Here is a 22671-nt window from a genome sequence, read left to right as displayed (position 1 = left end):
TCCGCGCCCCCGTCTGCCAGTCCTGCAACACACTGGAACGCCCCGACCACCTGTACAGCAACGACATCCGCGTGGCGAACCGCTACACACGCCTCTTTGCCACCGACACCGACGACTGGCTCCGCCACTGGCACCGCTGCCCCGGCTGCCGCGCCCGCGCCACCCTGCCCCTGCCGCACCTCGCCGCATGGACCGCCCACATAGCCTGCCGGCCGCTGCGCCCGACCCACCGCGCCCCACGCGGGCGCAAGCCCTGCGGTGTCCTGCGCGTGTCCTGGACGGGCAGTCAGAACGCGCCCCGTTCCTGCCTGCTCACCGTCGCCCTCGACTTCTGCCCCTCCGGCGAGCACCGTGTCCTGGCACAAGTCCCCTACCGCGAAGCCGCTGAGCGGTTCCGTGTCTGGCTGGCCGAGACGGCCCCCGCCGTGGCCGCCGCGGCCGGACCCGACCGTGTGGACGGCCTCCCTGCCCAGGCCCGGCCCGTCATCGCGGACACCAGCGGCGAGGGCCTGGCACTGTTCTGAGCGGGCACCGGGAGACCTGACACCCCGACGTCACCGTGCGGCACCCCAGAGGCTGCGCGGCCGCGAGTGCGCTGCCGGAAATCACGCAGAGATCGTCGCGTTACGAGCCGCACTTAACGTCCCCTCATGGCGGATATATTCGACGCATACGCGTTGGCCGACGCGTGGGACGAGATGTTTGTGCGGCCGGGTGAGGTCAGGACCGCCTATGAGCCGGTACTGGCGGCGCTGCAGCCGATCGCACCGAGTGAACTGCGTTTCAGAGCCGACCAGATGGCCCGGTCGTTCACCGACCGTGGTGTGACCTACGCCTTCGCGGGCGAGGAGCGGCCGTGGCCGCTGGACCTCGTGCCGCGCATCCTCGACGCCCTCGAATGGGATCTCATACAACGCGGCGTCGGCCAGAGAGTCAGGGCCCTGGAGGCCTATCTCGCCGATGCCTACGGTCCCTGCCGTGCCTTCGAGGACGGCGTCGTGCCCTGGCGGCTGCTCCTCAACTCCCCCCATTTCCACCGGGTCGCGCACGGGATCGAGCCTCCCGGTGGTGTGCGCATCCACGTCGCCGGCATCGACCTCGTGCGTGACGAGGCCGGGGACTTCCGGGTGCTGGAGGACAATGTGCGGGTGCCCAGCGGGGTGTCGTACGTGATCGAGAACCGGCGCGCGATGACCCGCATCTTCCCCTCCCTCTTCGCCGAGCAGCACGTGCTGCCCGTCGACGGTTACGGACACCGTCTGCTGGCCGCCCTGCGCGCCGCCGCGCCCGACGGGACCGCCGACCCCCGGGTCGTCGTACTGACCCCCGGGCCCAACAACGCGGCCTACTTCGAACACGCCCTGCTCGCCCGGCTGATGGGTGTGCAGCTGGTGGAGGGGCACGACCTGCTGTGCCGGAACAACCGCGTGTGGATGCGGACCACGCGCGGCGAGGTGCCCGTCCACGTCGTGTACCGGCGTCTGGACGACGACTTCCTCGATCCGCTGCACTTCCGGCCCGACTCGGTGATCGGCTGCCCGGGGATCATGAGCGCGGCGATGGCGGGCAACGTCACGCTCGCGAACGCCGTCGGAAACGGGATCGCGGACGACAAGCTGCTCTACACCTACGTCCCGGATCTGATTCGGTATTACCTGTCCGAGGAACCGGTCCTGCCCAATGTGGAGTCCTACCGGCCCGACGAACCAGAGCAGTTGGAGGCAGTCCTCGACCTGATCGAGCAGCTCGTCGTCAAGCCGGTGGACGGAGCGGGCGGTCAGGGCATCGTCATCGGGCCGAAGGCCGACCCCGACACTCTCGAACGCACCCGCAAAGCCGTCACCGCCAACCCGCGCGGCTTCATCGCGCAGCGGCCCGTCGCCCTCTCCACCTCCCCCACCCTCGCGGGCGAGCGCATGGCCCCGCGCCACATCGACCTGCGCCCGTTCGCCGTGCACGACGGCAACGATGTCTGGGTGCTGCCCGGAGGCCTCACCCGCGTCGCCCTCCAGGAGGGCAACCTGATCGTCAACTCCAGCCAGGGCGGCGGCTCCAAGGACACCTGGGTACTCGCCGAGGGCCCCGCCGAGCGGCCGGCCTCCGTCGGCTCCGGTGATCTGCCCGAGGTCGCTCCGCGCCAGCTGGGTCCCGACGGCACCACCACGGTCGTACAGGAAGGGGCGCAGCAGTGAACGACGTGATCCTCTCCCGGATAGCGGAGGCGCTGACCTGGACCGGGCGGTACGTCGAGCGGGCGGACGCCACCGGCCGGATCCTCGACGCCTATCTGCACCGCATGCTGGAGGACCCCTGGCGCGACGAGGACGCGGCCTGCCGGTCGCTGTACGCGATCCTCGGCGTGGACGCGGGGGCGGAACCGGTGGACATGCAGCAGGTGCTGGACCAGCTCGCGTTCGACGCCCGCTCGACCGGTTCCATCGAGGGTGCGCTGGGCGCCGCCCGGCTCAATGCCCGCAGCGCCCGTGAGGCCGTCTCCTCGGAGATGTGGGAGTGCCTCAACTCCACCTGGCACGCCCTTGCCGACCAGCGGCTCGCGGCCCGCCGTACGGGCCCGTACGCCTACCTGGAGCTTGTCCGGCGCCGCGCGGCCCTCTTCTTCGGGCTCGCCGACTCCACGATGAGCCGGGACGACAGCTGGCGGTTCGTCATCCTGGGCCGGAGTCTGGAGCGGGTCGACATGACCGTACGGCTGCTGAGCGTGCGCGTGCTGGACGCGGCGCACGCGCCGGACTGGCCGACGCTGCTGAGCGCGAGCGGCGCCGACGAGGCGTACGCGCGCGTGTACGGCGGTTTCGGCGACACCCCGCGCGTGGCCGAATTCCTGCTTCTGGACCGGGACTTCCCGCGCTCGGCGCTGCATGCGCTGACGACGGCCGAGGAGTGCCTGACCGCGCTGGGCCGCGCGCGCCAGGACCCGGCACGCCGCCCGATCGGCCGCCTGCGTACCCGTCTGGAGTACCTGGACTCGCACGCTCTTGAGGGGCAACTACCGGTACTGCTGCGCGACTTGCAGCAGGCATGCATGACGTCCGCCGACGCGGTGGCGGAGCAGTTCTTCCCGTACCAGGGGGCCGTCGAGTGGGCCCAGGAAGGAGCGTGATGGTGACCAGCAAGGGAATCCGCCGCCTCCGCATCCGGCACGAGACCCGCGTCTCCTACGCGCAGGCAGCCGTCTCCTCGCACAACGAGGTCCGTATGACCCCGCTGACACTGCCCGGCCAGACCACCCTGGACGGCCGGGTGACCGTCGGCCCGGCGGCCGCGACCTGGTCGTACTGGGACTACTGGGGTACTCAGGTGACCGGCTTCGACCTGATGGACCCGCACTCCGACCTCACCATCACCGCCTCCAGCCTGGTGGAGACGGCCCCGCCCGGTCCGCTTCCCGGGCCGCCCGGCTGGGCGGAGGTGTCCGAACGCACCGCGCGCTCCCGCCTGCTGGAGTTCGCGATTCCGACGGTGCGTACGACGGCTCCGGCGGAGCTGATCGCCCATGCGCGGGAGGTCACGGCGGGCCTCGACCCGCACGAGACGGCCGTCGCCGTCTCCTCGCTGGTCGCCGACCGGGTGTCGTACCTGCCCGGCACCACCGGCGTGAACACCTCCGCCGCCGAGGCCTGGGAGCAGGGCACGGGCGTCTGCCAGGACATCGCCCACGTCACCATCGCCCTGCTGCGGGGCCTGGGGCTGCCGTCCCGCTACGTGTCCGGCTACCTGCACCCGGAGAAGGAGGCCGAGCTGCACCGCCCGGTCGCCGGGCAGAGCCACGCCTGGATCGAGTACTGGGCGGGCGACTGGTGCGGCTACGACCCGACCAACCGCACCCGCGCCGACGAGTCCCACGTGGTGGTCGGCCGCGGCCGCGACTACGACGACGTGCCCCCGCACAAGGGCGTGTACCGGGGGGTGGCGGGCGGGCCACCGGAGGTGACCGTGGAGTTCACGCGGGTCGCCTGAACGAGGCGGGGGCCGGGGAGCCGCTCCCGCCCCCCCCGGACGACCGGTCTGTGGTGGGAGCGAGGTCGCTCGGTGCATGGCGCGTGACGGCGCCGCAGACGATCGACGGCGCATCGCGGCACGGCCGGCGGGGTGCTGGGTCAGCTCTCCAGTGCGGCAGGCTCCTTGACGGCCACTCCGCTCCGCCCGTCGGCCATCAGCGCCTCCACCAGCCCGACGATCCGGCTCGCGGCCTCCCGCACCGGAATCCCCGCGCGGTGGATGTTGGAGAGGAGGTTGCGGTCCGCGTCGGTGTGCCCGGGACGCGGCCGGTACGCAAGGTACGCGGAAAGGCTTTCCGCCGTCGCCAGGCCCGGGCGTTCGCCGATCAGCAGCACGACCACCGCCGGGTCCAGCAGCTCACCGATCTCGTTGAGCACTCCGACCCGGCACTGCCGTACCACGATCGGACGGCCCACGGACCAGCCGCGCACCGCGCAGCCCTCGTGCACCAGTGGCAGCAGAGCCGGCACCTGGGCGTGCACGGCGGTGGAGGACAGCCCGTCGCCGATCACGAGCTGCACGTCCGGGCCCGGTCCGTGCTCGGCGCGGATCGTCTGCCGCGCTTGCGGGGTGAGGCGCCGGCCCAGGTCCGGGCGGCGCAGGTAGCGGTGCCGGGAGTCGGCCATGGTGGCAACCACTGTCCAGGGGAAGCGGTCGGCCAGCGCGGCCATCCCCGGGGCGTCGAGGTCCAGCGGCGTCGAGACCGCGTCCCGCGCGGCCGCGTGGTCGCCGCGCAGGGCCAGCAGGGTGGCGGTGCGGTAGGAACTGCCCGCCCGGCCGGTGAAGACACGAGCGGGGGTCGCCGCGCGCAGCCAGGCAGCGGTGCGCTCCGCGGTCGTCGGGCCGGCAAAAGGGGCGGAGAGCTTCAGGTGCTCCGTCACGCCACACCTCCGGGGAGGAGTGCGCGCAGGGCTCCGCTGTCCTCCAGCGCGGAGGCGAGCTCGGCCAGGCTGGTCGGCAGGCCGTGCGCTCCGCCGCCCGGGCGGCCGTCGCAGCGGATGCCCATCTCGGCCAGCCAGAACTCGAACTCCGGCGCGGTGCGCAGCCCCAGCGTCCGGCGGACACTCACCACATCGTGGTAGCTGGTGGTCTGGTAGTTGAGCATCACGTCGTCCCCGGCCGGTATGGCCATCACGAAGGTGCACCCGGCGGAGGCGAGCAGCACCAGCAGGTTGTCGTTGGTGTTCTGGTCGGCGTCCGCGTGGTTGGTGTAGCAGACGTCCACGCCGGTCGGTACGCCCATCAGCTTGCCGACGAAATGGTCCTCCAGGCCCGCGCGGGTGATCTGCACCGAGTCGGCCAAGTACTCCGGCCCGATGAAGCCGACCACCGAGTTGACCAGGAACGGGTCGTAGAGCCGGGCCACCGCCTGTGCCCGCGCCTCCAGGGTGAGCTGGTCGACGCCGTGGTGGGCCTCGGCGGAGAGCGCACTGCCCTGGCCGGTCTCGAAGTACATCACCTGATCGCCGGCGAACTCGCCCGCCCGTTCGGCGTGGTGGGCGAGCACAGCCTCCCGGCCGCGAGCGAGCAGGCCGAGGTCGATGCCGAAACTCGCGTTGGCCGCCTCCGTCCCGGCGACCGACTGGAAGAGCAGATCCACGGGTGCGCCTGCCTCCAGTGCGGCCAGCTGGGTGGTGACGTGCGCCAGCACGCAGGACTGGGTGGGTATGCCCAGCCGGGCGATCAGCTCGTGCACGCCGCGCAGCACCTCGCCGATCACCGGCACGGACTCGGTAGCCGGGTTGACGCCGATCATCGCGTCGCCACAGCCGAACGCCAGGCCGTCCAGCGCGGACAGCATGATGCCGCGCACGCTGTCGGTGGGGTGGTTGGGTTGGATGCGAGAGCCGAAGACGCCCGCACCGCCCATGGTGTTACGGCAGCGGGTGGTACGGCGCAGCGGGGCAGCCGCCACCACCAGGTCCAGATTGCTCATCAGCTTGGCGCAGGCGGCGGCGATCTCCGGGGTGATCGCCGCGTGCAGCCCACCCGACCAGCGCTGCCGGAAGCCGGGCTCCAGGACCGACTCGCGCAGTTCACCCACGGTGAGCGAGGCGATCTCCGCGAAGCTCGCCGGGTCGGCGGGCACGGAGACCGCCTCCGTCACCGCGTCCTCCACGACGGCAGTCGCGGCGATCTCGGCCACCCGCACGTCGGCCAGGGCGAGCTTGGCCGCTACTCGCTCCCGCTCGCTGCGTGCGGCGAGTCCGGCGAGCTGGTCACCCGACTTCACCTCGTTCGCCTTGGCCAGCAGCTCGGGCAGCGTGGCGAACGTGAACCGCTCGCCACGCAGAGTGCTGCGGTAGACCATACTGTCAACCTCTCCGAACTCTCTCAGCGGTACGCATGAGGGGCTTTCAGCGCTCGTGGGACTCGGCCAGAACCGTGCTGCCGATCTGCTCGTAGCGCGCCCGGTCGGTGGACCGGAGCACGAGCGCCGTCACCGCGCCCAGCACGCCCACACCGATCACCAGGTAGGGGGCGAGGGTGTAGACGGGACTGTTGGAGGCGGCGCCCGCCGCGAAGGAGAGGTTGCTGAACAGCAGGTAGACGACGTAGGCCATGCCCGCTGCGCCCACCGCCGGACAGAGCAGAGTCCGCCACCAGCTACGGGTCTCCGGGTGGCGTTTGCCGCCGTGGAAGTACCAGATCACCGAGAGGGAGCAGATCGCCTGGACGATGAGGATCCCCATCGTGCCCATGATTGCCAGCAGGCCGAACTCGTAGTAGTACGCCACGTCCGGCGCGGCTTTGCTGGGGGCCTGGAAAAGGAAGAAGTACAAGGTGATGAGCAGGGTGATCACGGACTGCACGATCGAGGCGACCCACGGGGACTTGTGCTTGTCGTGGGTGGCGCCGAGCGGGGTGACGGCCTTGTGCAGACCCTCGCGGCCGATCGCGTAGAGGTAGCGGGAGGCCGAGTTGTGGAAGGCCAGCGCACAGGCGAAGGAGCCGGTGACGGCCAGGACCTGGTAGAGGTCCTTGGCCCAGACACCCACGAACTTCTGGGTGATGCCGAAGAAGAGGTCGAAGGGGTTTCCGGTACTGCCCTGGGCGATGGTGACGGCGTTGTGCGCGCCGTTGCCCGCGATGGTCATCCAGGAGACGAAGGTGTAGAGCGCGCCGAGCGCGATGACCACGAGCAGGGTGGCGCGCGGGATGATCCGGGTCGGGTTGCGGGACTCCTCGCCGTAGACGGCAGTGGTCTCGAAGCCCACCCACGACCAGAAACCGAAGAACAGACCAATCGCCACGCTGCCCCCGGCCACCGCGGTGAAACCGCCTGCCGGGTCGAGGGAGTCGGTCATCAGACCGTCGGGGCCGCCGCCGTGGAAGAGCACCGAGCCGCCCATCAGCAGCAGGATCAGCACCTCGGCGACCAGGAAGACGCCCAGCACCTTCCCGGAGAGCTCGATGTCGAAGTAGCCGAGTGCCGCGATGGCGAGGATGCCGACGAGAGCGTAGACGATCCAGCTCAGTTTCGGCCCGCCGAAGGTCTCCACGTCCGTCTTGAAGAAGGACGCGAAGATCCCGATCAGCGAGCCCTCGAAGACCACGTAGGCAAGGGTCGCGATGAGGCCGCTGGCCAGCCCGGCGACCCGGCCCAGTCCACGGGTGACGAAACCGTAGAAGGCGCCGGTGGCGGTGATGTGCCGGGCCATCGCGGAGTAGCCGATGGTGAAGATGACCAGAACGGCGGTGCAGAAGATGAAGGTGGCCGGGGTCCCCGTGCCGGCTCCGGAGCCTATCGCGATGGGCACGTTGCCCGTCATGGCGGTGATGGGAGCGGCCGTGGCCAGCACGGTGAAGACGACGCCCCACATGCCCAGTGCCCCGGTGCGCAGGCGCTTGGGCTCGGGGGTGGCGCCCGTGCCGGGATCGCCGAGGGGTGTGTGGGCGGATTCTGTAGCAGTCACGCGATCTGGCTCCGGATGTTGCGCTGGGCGGTGTAGGTGCCCGATCGTCGCGAACCCTCTTTACGGAATGCGGCGGCCGCCGTTTCATCTTCGTTAAGCAGGCGAAAGAGACATATCTCACGCATTCGTGGCCGCGCAGGCCGTAGTGAGGAGGTTCTGCGACACCTCCGCGAACTGCCATCGCGTCGAGGGTGGTTCACGTTGAGGGTCCGCGATCACGTCGGCGGCAGAGCCGCCGCGTGCGGAAAGACGGGGCCGCTGAAACCTGTGTGGCTGTGCGTGCCGGATCAGACGGCGACGTGGGGCTCGTCGAGCCGGCCGGCGAGTCGCTCAACGCGCCCCAGCCAGGTCCCCGCCCCGGCCATGGTTGGAGCGAGCACACTGCTCGCTCCAGCGAGTACGGTGCCCGTGCGGGGCGAGGCCCATGGACGTGACCATGCTGGCGATCGGGCAGGGCGAAGCCGTCCGCGATGCCCTCGCGTGGCTGTACACGCAACTCGGCTGTGCGGGGCGCAAAAAGGGAACCAGACGGCAATGCAGAGTCACAGCCGCTTCCTCCAGGCCCGAGTGCTTGAAGCAGTGCACCACGACTGGCGGAAGTATCGTTCCCATGTCCTGACGTCATGGACGCCGCCCGGCGTCGCGTCACTGAGCTCCCCAATCCTTTCAGCGCGCCAGACCTTGCCGGGTACGAACTCGTCGATACCCGGCTGAGGCTGCGGTTCGACCTCGCGCAGCGGTGATGTCGCCAGCTCGCGCCGACGCTCTGCTTGCGCACCGCAACGGGCATCAGGAGCAAGGTCACCGCACACACAGCGGATCTGCCCGTCCGCACCCGCCACCATTCCGTGCCAGCGGCTCTCATTCTGAAAGAGCGGCCGCACGGTGAATACCCAAGCAAAAGGACGCTGGCTCTCCAGATCGAGCACAACCGCTCGGCCCGGGGTCTCACCGGCATGATCTTCACCCGGAACGACCGCGCCGGCGAGGGCAAGCTGTCCTCCCGGCTCGGCCTGGTCACCGACGCGATGGAGGTCGTGGACGACCAGGACCTGTACGCGTACGTCGTCGACCGTCTCTCGCAGGGCGGCCGGGTCGACTATGTGATCGCGGACGAGGCGCAGTTCCTCGCGCCCGCACAGATCGACCAGCTCGCGCGCGTGGACGATCTCGGCCTGGACGCGTACGCGTTCGGGATCACCACGGACTTCCGCTCCAAAGCTCTTCCCGGGCTCGCAGCGGCTGGTCGAGCCGGCCGACCGCATCGAGGTGCTCCAGGTGGAGGTGCTGTGTTGGTGCGGCGCCCGCGCCACGCGCAACGCCCGCACGATAGGCGGCGCGATGGTCGTCGAGGGCGCCCAGGTGGTCGTCGGCGACGTCGACCGCTCCACGGGCGAGGTCGGCTACGAGGTCCTGTGCCACCACCGGCGCCGGATGACCGCTGCGTCGCCCCGCGCGGCGGCCCTGTCCCCGGACGTCCTGCCGGTCCCGCCCGCCTGAGCCGGCCCCCTGGGGTGCGTGCTCAGTGCGGCTCCTGGATCAGCGAGAACTCCGCGCCCTCCGGGTCCGCCACCGTCGCCACGCGCCCGTGCGGGCTGTCCTGCGCCGGCCGGACGACCCGGCCGCCCAGCTCCGTGACCTGCCGCAGGGTCAGATCGGCGTCGGCGACCTCGAAGTACGTCCTCCAGTGCGACCCCCGGTCCCGGGGCAGGCCGTGGCCCACGCCGTGCAGTCCGGCGACCGGCCGGCCGCCCAGGTGCAGGGTCACGTAGTCGAAGTCGGCGGACACCACCGGCTCCTCCTCGTAACCGAACACGGTCGCGTAGAACTTGGCGACGCTTTCCGTCTCGTACGTCACCAGCTCGTTCCAGGCCGGCGTGCCCGGCACGCCGGTGAGGGCGGTGCCGAGGTGCGCGGAACCCTGCCAGATGCCGAACACCGCCCCGGAGGGGTCGGCGGCGATCGCCATCCGCCCGGCCTCGGCGGCGTCCAGCGGGCCGACCGCCACCGTGCCTCCGCACAGCCGCACCGTGTCCGCCGTGCGGTCCACGTCGTCCGAGGCGAAGTACGGCGTCCAGGCGATCGGCAGCCGGCGGTCCGGCGGCAGCTGGCCCATTCCGGCCACCTCCCGCCCGTCGAGCAGCGCCCGCACATAGGGGCCCAGCTGCTGCGGGCCCGGCCGGAACTCCCAGCCGAACAGCTCGCCGTAGAACTCCTCGGTGGCGGCCAGCCCGTGCGCCATCAGGCTCACCCAGCAGGGTGTGCCGGGCGCGCGCCGCGCGTGCGGCCGGGCCGGCTCCCGTGCCTCGGTCATCGATCACTCTCTCCCCGGCCCCTCGCGGTGGCCGTGTCGCTTCCGCTCCCCGGAAGGGGTGTCCACGCCGGCGGCGGGAACGCCCGTGCCGGTGCCCGCATCCTCCACTCCGCTGCGGGCCATACCGCGCCGCCGCTCGGCGACACCTCCGGGAGGATGCCCGTTCTGCCGACTTGCGGCGCTTCCTGACGCTGGCCGGAGGGTGGCCGTCGGCTGTACAGCACGTGCTCGATCCCCCACTCCTCGTGATCGAGCCTGTCCGGCCGAGCAGAGTAGCCCGACCTGGACGCCGCGGCCACCCCTGGCGTATGCATGGACGCCATGAACGTCATCATCACCGCAACCGACCTCGCACACGAGCTGACCGGTGAGCGCCCGCCGGTCCTGCTGGACGTGCGCTGGCAGCTGAGCACGGCCAGGGCGGCGGGCGCGCCGGCCTTCGACGGGCGGGCCGAGTACGCGGCCGGGCACATCCCGGGCGCGGTCTTCGTCGACCTGGACCGGGAGTTGGCCGGGGCGCCCGGGGCGAGCGGCCGGCATCCGCTGCCGGACCTCGGGGAGTTCGGTGCCGCGATGCGCCGCGCGGGCGTGTGCGCGGACCGGCCGGTCGTCGTGTACGACGGCGGCCAGGGCTGGGCGGCCGCGCGCGCGTGGTGGCTGCTGCGCTGGACGGGTCACCCGGACGTGCGGGTCCTGGACGGCGGATTGCCCTCCTGGGCGGGCGAACTGTCCACGGAGGCAACGGATCCGGCCGAGGGCGACTTCCGTCCGGCACCGGCCGCCACCGGCCGGCTGGACGCGGACGAGGCCGCGGCCCTGGCCCGTACAGGCGTGCTGCTGGACGCCCGTGCGGGGGAGCGCTACCGCGGTGAGGTGGAGCCGATCGACCGCGTCGGCGGGCACATCCCGGGTGCGCTGTCGGCGCCGACGACCGAGAACGTGGGTCCCGACGGCCGCTTCCTGCCCGTGGCCGAACTGCGCGACCGTTTCAAGGCCTTGGGCGTCGCCGAGGACGCCGAGGTGGGCGTCTACTGCGGCTCGGGCGTCTCGGGCGCGCACGAGGTCCTCGCGCTGGCCGTGGCGGGCATTCCGGCGGCCCTGTACGTCGGTTCCTGGTCCGAGTGGTCCTCGGATCCGAACCGGCCGGTCGCGGTGGGGGCGGACCCGCAGTAGCGAAAAGCCTTATCGGCAGCAGAAGTGGGGGCACGCGTGCCCCCACTTCTGCTGTACGGCTCTGGCTATTCCTGCTTCTTGCGGCGCGTGCCGAACACGATCTCGTCCCAGCTCGGGACGGCGGCGCGGCGGCCGGGGCGGACGCCGTCGGCCTCGGCCTGGCGGTCGGTGGCGCCGACGAGCCGGTCGCGATGGCTGCCGACCGAGCGGGGCATGAGGACGTCCGCGTACGCCGAACCGGCCGAGGCGGCGGGCGCCGGCGGCTCCTCCGCCTCCGGTTCGTCGACGGGCTCCTCCGGCGCCTCCTCCCGGCGCTCCGGGACGACCAGGTCGCCCCGGAAACTCGGGACGGCCTCCAACAGGCTGGTCAGCGAGTCGCGTTCGCCCGTGGACGCCGTGGACGCGGACTCCTCGGCGGCCTCGGCAGGCGGCGCGGGCAGGCTCGGCCGCTCCCGGTCGCGGTCGACCCGTTCGAGCGCCCGGTCCATCGAACGCTCGCGCGGCAGCCGGGCGATGCGCGGGACGAACGGGAAGCTCGGCTCCGGTACGGCGAGATCGTCGGACTCGCCGATCAGCGAGCGAGCCTCGTCGTCCACAGCCTGCACGAGCCGCCGGGGCGGGTCGTACGTCCAGCTCGCCGAGTGCGGTTCGCCCGCGACCCGGTAGACGAGGAGCACCTCCCACGTGCCGTCGTCACGACGCCAGGAGTCCCACTGCACGCTCTCCTTCTCGGCGCCGCGCAGCAACAGCCGCTCCTGCACGGCCTCGCCGAGCAGCGGACCGGAGTTCTCGCCGGGGCGGCGGACCGGGGTCTTGCGGGCGCGCTCGGCCATGAAGGCACGCTCGGCCAGCACGGGCCCCTCGAAGCGCCGTACCCGGTCGACGGGGATGCCGGCGAGCTGCGCGACCTCCTCCGCGGTGGCACCCGCACGTATCCGCGCCTGGATGTCACGGGGCCTCAGATGGCTCTCGACCTCGATCTCGATCTGGCCGAGGCGGGGCCGGTCGCCGCGCACGGCGGCGCGAAGGCGCTCGTCGATCGGAAGGGTGTACTCCGTTGCGTCGGCAGCTTTCAGCACCAGCCGTGTGCCGTCATTCGAGACGGCCACGACACGCAGTTCGGGCATGGGGACCTCCCGGGTGGTGCCTGCCGACGTCACGTGCGTCGCTGCTTCCGCTAGTCGAGTGTGGCCTGCCCGGGTGCAGCCTGCCACAACCTTGCCGAGTTGCCCGGCGTGTCGGGCACGGGCCCGGGGCCGCCGTTATGGCACGGTGACCGTTCGCAACGCTAAGTGACCAACTCTGTCACCCTGTGCAACTTGCCCCCCTCCCGGCGGTCCTGCAAGGCCCCGGACATCCTGGTGGGAGACCGGACCCAGGGCTCGCAACAGTACTCCATTTGGACCATGTGCGTGGATGGGCGCGCCGCCCAACTTCCGGCAAGGGTGGGCGCTCGGCTCCCGGCAACCGGTTTCATCGATCATGAACGTGGCGAACTTCACGCAATCCCCAGAAACGGAACTAATGGTTTCTGCTGTACGTCCCTTTCTCATGCAGTCGATGGATCAATGTCGTCAATGTCGTCCATGACGACAAGTGCATCGCCATATATGGGAAGGGAAGGCAAGTTCCGGGTATGCGTGAAACGCCCGAAAAGGGCCGTGCGCAGGGTCGCAGGCGGATCGACCTGAGCGTCCCCCAGGTCGCGGGCAGCGCCCTGGCGGCGGTCGTGGCGGCCAAGCTGGCGTCGTACTTCGGTGTGTACGGCACGATCCTCGGCGCGGGAGTCGTCAGCATCGTCGCCACCTGCGGCGGCACGCTCTTCCAGCACTTCTTCAAGCACACCGGGGAGCAGCTGAGGGACGCGACGGTCGCGCCCCGCCCCCGGGAACAACTGGCCCCGGGGCCGGGCGAGTTCACCGAGGGGACCGTCTACCGCGCGCGGGTGAAGAGCTGGCGGCGGCCGATGGTCGCGGCCGCCGTCGTGTTCGGTGTGACGATGGCCGGCATCACGACGTACGAACTGGTCTCCGGCAGCAGCTTCAGCGGCGGCGCGGGTACGACGGTCAGCGACGCGGTCGGCGGACGGGGCGCGTCCGGGTCGCACCCCGAGCGGTCCGAGTCCGATGTCCCCTCCGGTGGGCCGACGACTCCCTCGGACGGGCCGTCGCGCGAGCACGCGCCCGGTTCCGGCGGGAGTACGGCGCCCGGCGGGACGCCCACCCACGGTGACTCCCCGAGCGGACGGCCGAGCGAGGGCTCCGCCACTCCGATCCCCACGCCCAGCGCATCCGCCGCGACGCCTACACCCCCAGAACCCTCCGCAAGTAGTCGTTCTGGAACAGCCGATCCGGGTCAAGGCGGTCCCTCAGCGCAGTGAACTCGCCGAAGCGCGGGTACACGCGCGCGAAGTACTCGGCGTCCCGCGTGTGCACCTTGCCCCAGTGCGGCCGGCCCTCGTGCGCGGTGAAGATGCGCTCGGCGGCGGTGAAGTAGGCCTGGTACGGCGTGCCCCGGAACATGTGGACGGCGATGTAGGCGCTGTCCCGGCCGGACGCGGTGGACAGGGTGATGTCGTCGGCCGGTGCCGTGCGGACCTCGACCGGGAAGCTGATGCGCAGGCCCGAGCGGTCGACCATGTCCTTCAGCTCGCGCAGCGTCTGCGCCAGGGCAGCGCGCGGCACCGCGTACTCCATCTCCACGAAGCGCACCCGGCGCGGTGAGGTGAAGACCTTGTAAGGGATGTCGGTGTACGTCCGCGCGGACAGCGCCTTGCTGGATATCCGGGCGATCGCGGGGATGGTCCGGGGAACGGCCCGGCCGACCCACTGGGCCGCCTGGAAGACGCCGTTGGAGAGGAACTCGTCCTCGAACCAGCCGGCCAGCTGCCCCACCGGCTGCTCCGGGCCGGCGCTGCGGTTGTTGCGCTTGGTGTTGGTGCTGCCGGTGTGCGGGAACCAGTAGAACTCGAAGTGCTCGTTCTCGGCCCAGAGTTGATCGAACTCCGCGAGAACCCGCTCGAACGGCATCGGCTCCTCGCGCGCGGTGAGCAGGAAGAGGGGCTCCACGGCGAACGTGATCGCGGTGACGACGCCCAGGGCGCCGAGTCCTATGCGGGCCGCGGCGAAGACGTCGGGATTCTCCTTCTCGGAGCAGGCGAGCACCGAGCCGTCGGCCGTGACGAGTTCGAGCCCTTTGATCTGGGCGGCGATGGAGGCGGACTCGCGCCCCGTGCCGTGGGTGCCGGTGCCGGTGGCGCCGGAGACGGTCTGCTCCATGATGTCGCCCATGTTGGTGAGCGACAGGCCCTCGCGCGCGAGAGCGGCATTGAGTCGCTTGAGCGGGGTGCCCGCCTCCACCGTGACCGTCATGGCTTCCCGGTCGATGGCGCGGATGCCCGTCAACAGTTGAGGGCGGATCAAGACACCGTCGGTGGCCGCGATCGACGTGAACGAGTGCCCCGTACCGACCGCCTTGACCTTCAGGCCGTCCTCGCGGGCCCGGCGCACCGCCTCGGCCAGCTCCTCCACCGAGGCCGGTGCGACCTGCCGGGCGGGCCGGGCGGTGACGTTCCCGCCCCAGTTACGCCAGGTGCCGTTCTTCCCGCTCGCTGTGCTGCTCAACGGTGCCTCCCCGACCCGAGGCCGGCCTGCGCAGCCGGCGGTACCCGAGGAAACCGACCGCGACCGCGACGGTCCCGGACGCGGCCGGAACCCCGTACCCGGCCCGCGCCCCGGCTGCGTCGATCACCCAGCCGGCCACGGACGAGCCGAGCGCGACGCCGACCGCCAGGCCGGTGCTCACCCAGGTCATGCCCTCGGTCAGCTTCGCGCGAGGTACGTGCTCTTCGATGAGGGACATCGTCGTGATCATCGTCGGTGCGATGGACAGCCCCGCAACGAACAGCGCCACGGCCAGAAGCGGCAGGTTTCCGACCAGTAGGAGGGGGATCATACTCACGGCCATCGCCGCCACGCCCAGCAGCCAGCGACGTTCCGGCGCCCCGGCGAACCGCAGCAGCCCGAAGACCACCCCGGCGGCACAGGAACCGGCCGCGTACAGCGCTAGCACGATGCTCGCGGCTCCCTTGTGCCCGCGCTCGTCGGCGAAGGCGACCGTCACCACGTCCACCGCCCCGAAGATCGCGCCGGTCGCCGCGAAGGTGGCCACCAGCACCTGGAGCCCGGGCGAGCGCAGGGCGCTGCCGCCGCCGTGGCGCTCACGCGGGTGCGGCTCGGGCTCGGTGGCCCGCTGGGCGGTGAGCCAGAGGACGCCGGCGGCCAGGAAGCAGGCGGCCAGCAGCGGTCCGGCCTCAGGGAACCACGTCGTGGACAGCCCGATGGAGATGATCGGGCCGAAGATGAAGCACACCTCGTCCACGACCGACTCGAAGGAGTACGCCGTGTGCAGCTTCGGGGTGCCCCGGTACAGGGTCGCCCAGCGTGCCCGGACCATCGCGCCGAGGCTCGGCACCGAACCGATCCCGGCGGCGCACACGAACAGCACCCAGTCCGGCCCGCGCAGCTGCGCGGCGAGCAGCAGCCCGGCCGCCGCCGCGAGTGCCACCAGGGTCGCGGGGCGCAGCACCCGGCGCTGCCCGTGCCGGTCGACCAGCCGGGAGACCTGCGGCCCGATCGCCGCCGCGGACAGCGCGATGGTGGCCGACAGCGCGCCCGCGAGGCCATACCGGCCGGTCAGCTGGGAGACCATCGTGACGACGCCGATGCCCATCATCGACAGCGGCATCCGGCCGAGGAATCCCGCGGCGGAGAACGCTTTCGTGCCGGGCTCGGCGAACAGGGCGCTGTAGGGGCTGGGCACGTGGTCTCCGGGACGGCTCGTAAGGTCCGAATGCGGCCGATACAGCTTACGAGTCAGGCAACCCTCAGCACACCCGGATATCGCCACGGAAATTCGCGGGAAAAAACGCCCTAAACCTACTGGAACCCGACTCGTCACCCGGCCGTTCCCCGGCTGTCAGTGCCGGGTGGCAGGATCGAGTCATGCCAGACGCGCTCGATGCCACCCCGTACGACGCCCTGCTCCTGCTCTCCTTCGGCGGCCCCGAAGGCCCGGACGACGTGGTCCCGTTCCTGGAGAACGTCACGCGCGGGCGGGGCATCCCGAGGGAACGCCTGAAGGAAGTCGGGCAGCACTACTTCCTGTTCGGCGGTGTCAGTCCCATCAACGACCAGAACCGCGCCCTCCTGGACGCCCTGCGCAAGGACTTCGCCGAACACGGCCTGGACCTGCCGGTCTACTGGGGTAACCGCAACTGGGCGCCGTACCTGACGGACACGCTGCGCGAGATGGTCGCCGACGGCCGCCGCCGCATCCTCGTGCTCGCCACCAGCGCCTACGCCTCCTACTCGGGCTGCCGCCAGTACCGCGAGAACCTCGCCGACGCGCTGGCCGCGCTGGCGGACGAGGGCCTGGAGCTGCCGAAGATCGACAAACTGCGGCACTACTTCAACCACCCCGGCTTCGTCGAGCCCATGATCGACGGCGTGCTGCGCTCCCTCGCCGACCTCCCCGAGGACGTCCGCGCGGGCGCCCACATCGCCTTCACCACGCACTCCATCCCGGCCTCCGCCGCCGACACCTCCGGCCCGGTCGAGACGCACGGTGAGGGCGGCGCCTACGTCGAGCAGCACCTGGACGTGGCCCAGCTGATCGCCGACGCGGTCCGCGAGCGCACCGGCGTCGACCACCCCTGGCGGCTCGTCTACCAGTCGCGCTCCGGCGCGCCGCACATCCCGTGGCTGGAGCCGGACATCTGCGACCACCTGGAGGAGCGGCACGCGGCGGGTGTCCCGGCGGTCGTCATGGCCCCCATCGGCTTCGTCTCGGACCACATGGAGGTCCTCTACGACCTCGACACCGAGGCCCGGGCCAAGGCCGAGGAGCTCGGCCTGCCGGTGCGCCGCTCGGCCACGGTCGGCGCGGACCCCCGCTTCGCCGCCGCCGTCCGCGAGCTGATCATCGAGCGCGCCGCCGTGGAGCGCGGCCAGGAGGTCACCCCCTGCGCCCTGGGCGCCCTCGGCCCCAGCCACCACCTCTGCCCCGTCGGCTGCTGCCCGGCCCGCGCCCCGCGCCCGGCCGCCGCGGGCGCCGACAGCCCCTACGCGTGAGGAGCCCCGTGACCGACGCCCTGCACCGGGATCTGCTGGAGCTGGCCCAGGAGGCCGCCCGCCGAGCCGGAGAGCTGCTGCGGGACGGCCGCCCGGCCGACCTGGCGGTGGCGAGGACCAAGTCCAGCCCGATCGACGTCGTCACCGAGATGGACATCGCGGCCGAGAAGCTGATCACCGACCTGATCTCCGGCCGCCGCCCCGACGACGGCTTCCTCGGCGAGGAGGGCGCCGCCGTCCCGGGCACGAGCGGCGTCCGCTGGGTCATCGACCCGCTCGACGGCACCGTCAACTACCTGTACGGCCTGCCGACCTGGGCGGTGTCCATCGCTGCGCAGCAGGACGGCGAGACCGTCGCCGGGGTCGTCGCGGCGCCGATGCGCGGCGAGACCTACCACGCCGTGCGCGGCGGCGGAGCCTGGGCGAGGGGCGCGTGGGAGGGCGAGCGGGCGCTGGCCTGCCGCCCCGCGCCCCCGCTGGAGCAGGCCCTGGTCTCCACCGGCTTCAACTACGTCACAGAGGTCCGCGCCCACCAGGCCGAGGTGGCCGCGCGGCTGGTCCCGTTGCTGCGCGACATCCGGCGCGGCGGCTCGGCGGCGATCGACCTGTGCGACGTGGCCTGCGGCCGGCTGGACGGCTACTACGAGCGCGGGCTCAACGCATGGGACTTCGCCGCGGGGGATCTCATCGCCCGGGAGGCGGGCGCGCTGGTCGGCGGGCGGGCGGGGGAGCGGCCCTCGCGGGAGCTCACCGTCGCCGGGTCACCGGGCGTGTTCGAGCCGCTCCAGGGCCTGCTGGAGGACTTCGGGGCGTGGCATGACTGAGCACGGCTGAGCCGGGTCCGGCAACAGCCCGGGCAGAACGGACGGGACCCCCGGTGCTGGATTCACCGGGGGTCCCGCCGTCGTGCTGCCAAGCTGATCAGACGCGTGACGCGCCGACTTCCACACCGTGTTCGGCGGCGAGGCGTCGCAGGTCGTCGAGCTCTGCCTGCTCCACCTCGACGAGGAAGTCGTCGCCCTCGTCACGAGCCCGCGACAGGTCGGACTCGGTCGCCTTTATGCGCTGGAGAAGTCCTGCGGTGAAAGCGTCCATGCTGCGCCCCCTCGTCCTTGGGTCGTGGGTCGGTGGCACGGGGGTGTGCCGTCGGGAAAAAGGGGCGATCACGGCCCTCGCGAGTGCCCAGCGCTGCCCTGCCGGGCGGCGACGGTGCCGGACACCCGCGCCCGCTCTGCGAAAAGCGGCGGCGGAGTACCGCATGGTGCTGCGGCACATGCAGAGTGTGATCGCGGGGTGTAAAGCCGTCCTCCCCCCGCTCCCTCACCCGGAAACCTCAACCGGAGGAGAAAATCTCGCATTCCTGCCCCGGAGCGCCGATCCGTACGGTCCGCAACCCGCCTTACAGCCGACTTACGACCGAAAAGGGCAGGATGGAGGTCACACCCCACGAACACCCCTGCCCGCACGCGCCCACGGTGCGCGACGGCGGGCGGACAGAGGAAGGATGCGACGTGCGCGTACTCGTCGTCGAGGACGAGCAACTGCTCGCCGATGCGGTGGCCACCGGACTGCGCCGGGAGGCCATGGCCGTCGACGTCGTGTACGACGGTGCGGCCGCCCTGGAGCGCATCGGAGTCAACGACTACGACGTGGTCGTCCTCGACCGCGACCTCCCGCTCGTGCACGGCGACGACGTCTGCCGCAAGATCGTCGAGCTGGGCATGCCCACGCGCGTGCTCATGCTCACGGCGTCCGGCGACGTCAGCGACCGTGTCGAGGGCCTGGAGATCGGCGCCGACGACTATCTGCCCAAGCCCTTCGCGTTCAGCGAGCTGATCGCGCGCGTGCGTGCCCTCGGCCGTCGTACGAGCGTGCCCCTGCCGCCCGTGCTGGAGCGCGCCGGCATCAAGCTCGACCCCAACCGCCGCGAGGTCTTCCGCGAGGGCAAGGAGGTCCAGCTCGCGCCGAAGGAGTTCGCGGTCCTGGAGGTCCTGATGCGCAGCGAGGGCGCGGTCGTCTCGGCCGAGCAGCTGCTGGAGAAGGCCTGGGACGAGAACACCGACCCGTTCACCAACGTGGTCCGCGTGACGGTCATGACGCTGCGCCGCAAGCTGGGCGAGCCACCGGTCATCGTCACCGTGCCCGGCTCCGGCTACCGGATCTGATCCCCATGGCCGCGACCCCCGCACCCGCTCAGGCGCCACCGAAGCCCACCTGGGACCCCAGGAGACCGCAACCCCCGTTCCCCTGGCTGCGCCCCACCATCCGCATACGGCTCACGCTGCTGTACGGCGGCATGTTCCTGATCGCCGGCATCCTGCTGTTGTCGATCATCTACCTGCTGGCCGCACAGGCGATCAGCACCGGCAACCAGCCGCTGTTCAAGATCGTCAGCTTCCAGGAGCTGAAGGTCTCCAGCGACAACTGCCCGGCGATCAACACCACCAGCCTGTCGCTCGCGGACTTCAACCACGCGATCAGCCAGTGCGTCGACGGGCAGCGCCAGGCCGCCCTGGACGACCTGCTCAGCCGCTCGCTGCTGGCCCTGCTGGGCCTCGCCGTGATCGCCTTCGCGTTCGGCTACGCGATGGCCGGCCGCGTGCTGTCCCCGCTCGGCCGGATCACCCGCACCGCGCGTCAGGTGGCCGGCTCGGACCTGTCCCGCCGGATCGAGCTGGACGGCCCGGACGACGAGCTGAAGGAGCTGGCCGACACCTTCGACGACATGCTGGACCGGCTCCAGCGCGCCTTCACGGCCCAGCAGCGCTTCGTCGGCAACGCCTCGCACGAGCTGCGCACCCCGCTCGCGATCAACCGCACGCTCCTTGAGGTGCACCTGTCGGACCCGAACGCGCCGATGGAGCTCCAGCAGCTCGGCAAGACCCTGCTCGCCACCAACGAGCGCAGCGAGCAGTTGGTCGAGGGCCTGCTGCTGCTCGCCCGCAGCGACAACCAGATCGTCGAGCGGGGGCCGGTCGACCTGGCCGAGGTCGCCACCCAGGCCGTCGACCAGGTGCACGCCGAGGCCGAGGCGAAGGGCGTGAAGATCCGCGGCGAGCGCAAGCCCGCCGTGGTGCAGGGCAACGGTGTCCTGCTGGAGCGGATCGCGTTGAACCTCGTGCAGAACGCAGTGCGCTACAACGTGGCCGAGGGCGGCTGGGTCGAGGTGACCACCGAGATCGAGCACGGGCAGGCGGTGCTCACGGTCTCGAACACCGGGCCGGTGGTGCCCGCGTACGAGATCGACAATCTGTTCGAGCCCTTCCGGCGATTGCGCACGGAGCGTACGGGTAGCGACAAGGGGGTCGGTCTCGGCCTGTCCATCGTCCGCTCCGTGGCGCGGGCGCACGGCGGGCACATCGCGGCGCGGCCCCGCGAGGGCGGCGGCCTGGTGATGCGTGTCACCTTGCCGCTGTGATCCATTGACACACGCGGAGGGTGTTCGCTTTACGCGGAATTTTCCGGACCTCTCACGAGGTTCTTGCTGTGTGATCAATCACATGGGCGGATTTTCGGCCATGCACTCTCCGTGATCATGACACATGGTGGAAAGCCGGGAAAGTCCGGGTTTTCGGGGCTATTGATCACGGGAAGTACACGGTGAGGCGCCTTTGAGGTGCCCCATTCGGACCGTGTACGGTCCTCACCGCCATCCAAGCCGATCACACTTGAGAGGTCGGGTTGGGTGTCGATTGAGTAACAGACCTTGATGTGAGGCAAAATCTCCGCCTCAGGTCGGGCACAAGTCCGGCCTCTCACGCGTTACGTGCGCTGGAGACACCGCAAACACCCAGAGGGGGAGAGCGATATGGCAACCGACTACGACACTCCACGCAAGACCGACGACGATGTCGACTCCGACAGCCTTGAAGAGCTGAAGGCCCGGCGGAACGACAAGACCTCCTCCACGGTGGACGTCGACGAGTTCGAGGCCGCCGAAGGCCTCGAACTGCCCGGCGCCGACCTTTCGAACGAGGAACTGGCCGTCCGGGTCCTGCCGAAGCAGCAGGACGAGTTCACCTGCATGAGCTGCTTCCTGGTGCACCACCGCAGCCAGCTGGCCCGCGAGAAGAACGGTCAGCCGATCTGCCGCGACTGCGACTGAGGACGGGTCGGCCATGACTGGCTCGACCCCTCCCCGGAAGCGCCGCTTCCCTCTGCGGAAAGCGGACTCAGGGCCGTTCGACGGCCCGTACGGCGCACGTGAAGAAGAGCGGGGCTCATCCGGAAGGGGAGCCTCGCTCGCACCGGTGGACGACCGGGCCGACCACCCGGCGCCGGTGCGGCGGCAGCCCGCGCCCGTCGCCCGACGGGCCGCGGTGATGCGTGACAAGGCCCGGGACCTGGCCCGGGAAGGGGCCCGTAAGGGCAGCAGGGGCGCTCGCGCGGGTCTGGCGTACCTCGCGGACCGGGTCATCGAGATCGCCCCTCGTGTCCCCGTACGCGACCTCGCGACCCTGCGCAGGCAGTTCCCCGGCCTCGGGCCCGAGGAGCTCGCCGACAAACTGGTGGCCGGAGCGGCGGCCGGGACCTCGACGGTCGGCGCCGGGGTCGGCGTCGCGGCGATGCTTCCGGTGCCGCCCGCCATGCCCACCGAACTGGCCGCGGAGATCACCGGGGTCGCCGCCATCGAGCTGAAGCTCGTCGCCGAGCTCCACGAGGTCTACGGCGTACGCCCGCCGGGCGGCCTCAAGACCCGGAGCACCGCGTATCTGTCCTCCTGGTCGGGGGAGCGCGGGATCGACGTGCTGAAGCCGTCGACGTACGACGCCGCCCTGAGCGGCCACATGAAGCGCGAGCTGCGCCAGCAGATCATGAAACGCGTGGTGCGGGACCTGCCCAACCTCATGCCGTTCATGGTGGGCGCGGCGGTCGGCGCGGCCATGAACCGCCGGGACACCAAGAAGCTCGCCGCCCGCATCCGCACCGACCTGCGCAAGGTCCAGGTGCCCTGGGACGAGCTGCCCGAGCTGCCGCCCCTGGAGGAGCCGGCGAAGCCCCTGGAGGGACTCGAAGGGCTCGAAGAGCTCTAGGGCCTGCCGTGCGAGGCCTGGTACGTCCCCCGGAGGGGCCCGGCCGCGTTGTCGTCGGTCGCCGACTTCGCCACGCTCGGCTT

The 22671-nt window shown here is 71.2% G+C and carries 19 protein-coding genes and 2 pseudogenes; 13 read left to right on the top strand and 8 right to left on the bottom strand.

The genetic code is table 11. The annotated features are described in order from the left end of the window. The 4 genes and pseudogenes from ACZ4MF_RS14305 to ACZ4MF_RS14290 form a co-directional block, all read left to right on the top strand. A pseudogene (locus tag ACZ4MF_RS14305) lies at nt 1–524 on the top strand (endonuclease domain-containing protein); the annotation flags it as partial. Between the two features lie 126 nt (nt 525–650). Continuing rightward, a complete protein-coding gene (locus ACZ4MF_RS14300) occupies nt 651–2192 on the top strand; it encodes a circularly permuted type 2 ATP-grasp protein (protein WP_467492293.1) in 1542 nt (513 codons plus the stop codon). After that, the gene (locus tag ACZ4MF_RS14295) at nt 2189–3121 is read left to right on the top strand and encodes an alpha-E domain-containing protein (RefSeq protein WP_467492292.1); all 933 of its coding nucleotides are present in this window, start codon (nt 2189–2191) and stop codon (nt 3119–3121) included. Before ACZ4MF_RS14300 ends, ACZ4MF_RS14295 begins: the two co-directional genes overlap by 4 nt. Further along, entirely contained in the window at nt 3121–3978 is an 858-nt protein-coding gene (locus ACZ4MF_RS14290; protein ID WP_467492291.1) for a transglutaminase family protein, read from the top strand. Before ACZ4MF_RS14295 ends, ACZ4MF_RS14290 begins: the two co-directional genes overlap by 1 nt. A gap of 140 nt (nt 3979–4118) precedes the next feature. Here ACZ4MF_RS14290 and eutC read toward each other — a convergent pair whose 3' ends face one another. The 3 genes from eutC to ACZ4MF_RS14275 are packed head-to-tail and all read right to left on the bottom strand — an operon-like array spanning nt 4119 to nt 7937. After that, nucleotides 4119–4901: an ethanolamine ammonia-lyase subunit EutC gene (eutC, locus tag ACZ4MF_RS14285; RefSeq protein ID WP_467492290.1), complete on the bottom strand. Its 783-nt coding sequence runs from the start codon at nt 4899–4901 to the stop codon at nt 4119–4121. Continuing rightward, on the bottom strand, nt 4898–6331 hold the full coding sequence (gene eutB / locus ACZ4MF_RS14280; RefSeq protein ID WP_467492289.1) for an ethanolamine ammonia-lyase subunit EutB: 1434 nt from the start codon (nt 6329–6331) through the stop codon (nt 4898–4900). The genes eutC and eutB overlap by 4 nt, the downstream gene beginning before the upstream one ends. 46 nt (nt 6332–6377) lie before the next feature. Then, a complete protein-coding gene (locus tag ACZ4MF_RS14275; protein WP_467492288.1) occupies nt 6378–7937 on the bottom strand; it encodes an APC family permease in 1560 nt (519 codons plus the stop codon). An 863-nt stretch (nt 7938–8800) separates the two neighbouring features. Here ACZ4MF_RS14275 and ACZ4MF_RS14270 point away from each other — a divergent pair. Beyond that, a pseudogene (locus ACZ4MF_RS14270) lies at nt 8801–9437 on the top strand (thymidine kinase). Between the two features lie 22 nt (nt 9438–9459). Here the strand turns inward: ACZ4MF_RS14270 and ACZ4MF_RS14265 are convergent. Next, complete coding sequence (locus tag ACZ4MF_RS14265) at nt 9460–10251, bottom strand: VOC family protein (RefSeq protein ID WP_467492287.1); 792 nt, start codon at nt 10249–10251, stop codon at nt 9460–9462. A 321-nt stretch (nt 10252–10572) separates the two neighbouring features. On the opposite strand from ACZ4MF_RS14265, the gene ACZ4MF_RS14260 reads away from it, so the two are divergent. After that, entirely contained in the window at nt 10573–11424 is an 852-nt protein-coding gene (locus ACZ4MF_RS14260) for a sulfurtransferase (protein ID WP_467492286.1), read from the top strand. A gap of 65 nt (nt 11425–11489) precedes the next feature. Here the strand turns inward: ACZ4MF_RS14260 and sepH are convergent, their stop codons facing one another. Further along, nucleotides 11490–12551 (bottom strand): septation protein SepH, encoded by a 1062-nt coding sequence (gene sepH / locus ACZ4MF_RS14255; protein ID WP_467492285.1) that lies wholly within the window; start codon nt 12549–12551, stop codon nt 11490–11492. Between the two features lie 509 nt (nt 12552–13060). Between sepH and ACZ4MF_RS14250 the strand changes: the two genes are divergently transcribed. Next, the gene (locus tag ACZ4MF_RS14250) at nt 13061–13804 is read left to right on the top strand and encodes a hypothetical protein (protein ID WP_467492284.1); all 744 of its coding nucleotides are present in this window, start codon (nt 13061–13063) and stop codon (nt 13802–13804) included. Here the strand turns inward: ACZ4MF_RS14250 and ACZ4MF_RS14245 are convergent. Together ACZ4MF_RS14245 and ACZ4MF_RS14240 are read right to left on the bottom strand one after the other, a co-directional pair. After that, nucleotides 13728–15047 carry a D-arabinono-1,4-lactone oxidase gene (locus ACZ4MF_RS14245; RefSeq protein WP_467492283.1) on the bottom strand — a complete coding sequence of 440 codons (1320 nt, stop codon included), beginning with the start codon at nt 15045–15047 and terminating at the stop codon, nt 13728–13730. The two genes, ACZ4MF_RS14250 and ACZ4MF_RS14245, sit on opposite strands and share 77 nt — an antisense overlap. After that, nucleotides 15007–16245 carry an MFS transporter gene (locus tag ACZ4MF_RS14240; protein WP_467492282.1) on the bottom strand — a complete coding sequence of 413 codons (1239 nt, stop codon included), beginning with the start codon at nt 16243–16245 and terminating at the stop codon, nt 15007–15009. Before ACZ4MF_RS14240 ends, ACZ4MF_RS14245 begins: the two co-directional genes overlap by 41 nt. Nucleotides 16246–16427: 182 nt before the next feature. Between ACZ4MF_RS14240 and ACZ4MF_RS14235 the strand changes: the two genes are divergently transcribed. Continuing rightward, nucleotides 16428–17555 (top strand): ferrochelatase, encoded by a 1128-nt coding sequence (locus ACZ4MF_RS14235; protein WP_467492281.1) that lies wholly within the window; start codon nt 16428–16430, stop codon nt 17553–17555. Between the two features lie 8 nt (nt 17556–17563). Then, on the top strand, nt 17564–18379 hold the full coding sequence (locus ACZ4MF_RS14230; RefSeq protein ID WP_467492280.1) for an inositol monophosphatase family protein: 816 nt from the start codon (nt 17564–17566) through the stop codon (nt 18377–18379). Between the two features lie 97 nt (nt 18380–18476). Here ACZ4MF_RS14230 and ACZ4MF_RS14225 read toward each other — a convergent pair whose 3' ends face one another. Beyond that, on the bottom strand, nt 18477–18650 hold the full coding sequence (locus tag ACZ4MF_RS14225) for a hypothetical protein (protein WP_167381439.1): 174 nt from the start codon (nt 18648–18650) through the stop codon (nt 18477–18479). Between the two features lie 416 nt (nt 18651–19066). Here ACZ4MF_RS14225 and ACZ4MF_RS14220 point away from each other — a divergent pair, with 416 nt between their 5' ends. The 4 genes from ACZ4MF_RS14220 to ACZ4MF_RS14205 all read left to right on the top strand — a co-directional run bounded on the left by ACZ4MF_RS14220 (nt 19067) and on the right by ACZ4MF_RS14205 (nt 22588). Further along, on the top strand, nt 19067–19720 hold the full coding sequence (locus ACZ4MF_RS14220; protein WP_055494404.1) for a response regulator transcription factor: 654 nt from the start codon (nt 19067–19069) through the stop codon (nt 19718–19720). A gap of 5 nt (nt 19721–19725) precedes the next feature. Beyond that, nucleotides 19726–20973, top strand: a complete 1248-nt coding sequence (locus ACZ4MF_RS14215; RefSeq protein WP_467492279.1) for a sensor histidine kinase — start codon at nt 19726–19728, stop codon at nt 20971–20973. 390 nt (nt 20974–21363) lie between these two features. Beyond that, nucleotides 21364–21660 carry a DUF4193 domain-containing protein gene (locus ACZ4MF_RS14210; RefSeq protein ID WP_071374226.1) on the top strand — a complete coding sequence of 99 codons (297 nt, stop codon included), beginning with the start codon at nt 21364–21366 and terminating at the stop codon, nt 21658–21660. Nucleotides 21661–21673: 13 nt separating this feature from the next. After that, nucleotides 21674–22588, top strand: coding sequence for a hypothetical protein (locus tag ACZ4MF_RS14205; RefSeq protein ID WP_467492278.1), 915 nt, complete (start codon nt 21674–21676; stop codon nt 22586–22588). Nucleotides 22589–22671 lie beyond the last annotated feature (83 nt).

The organism is Streptomyces sp. NPDC025793 (assembly GCF_055558375.1).
This window is presented reverse-complemented; position numbering and strand designations above follow the sequence as displayed.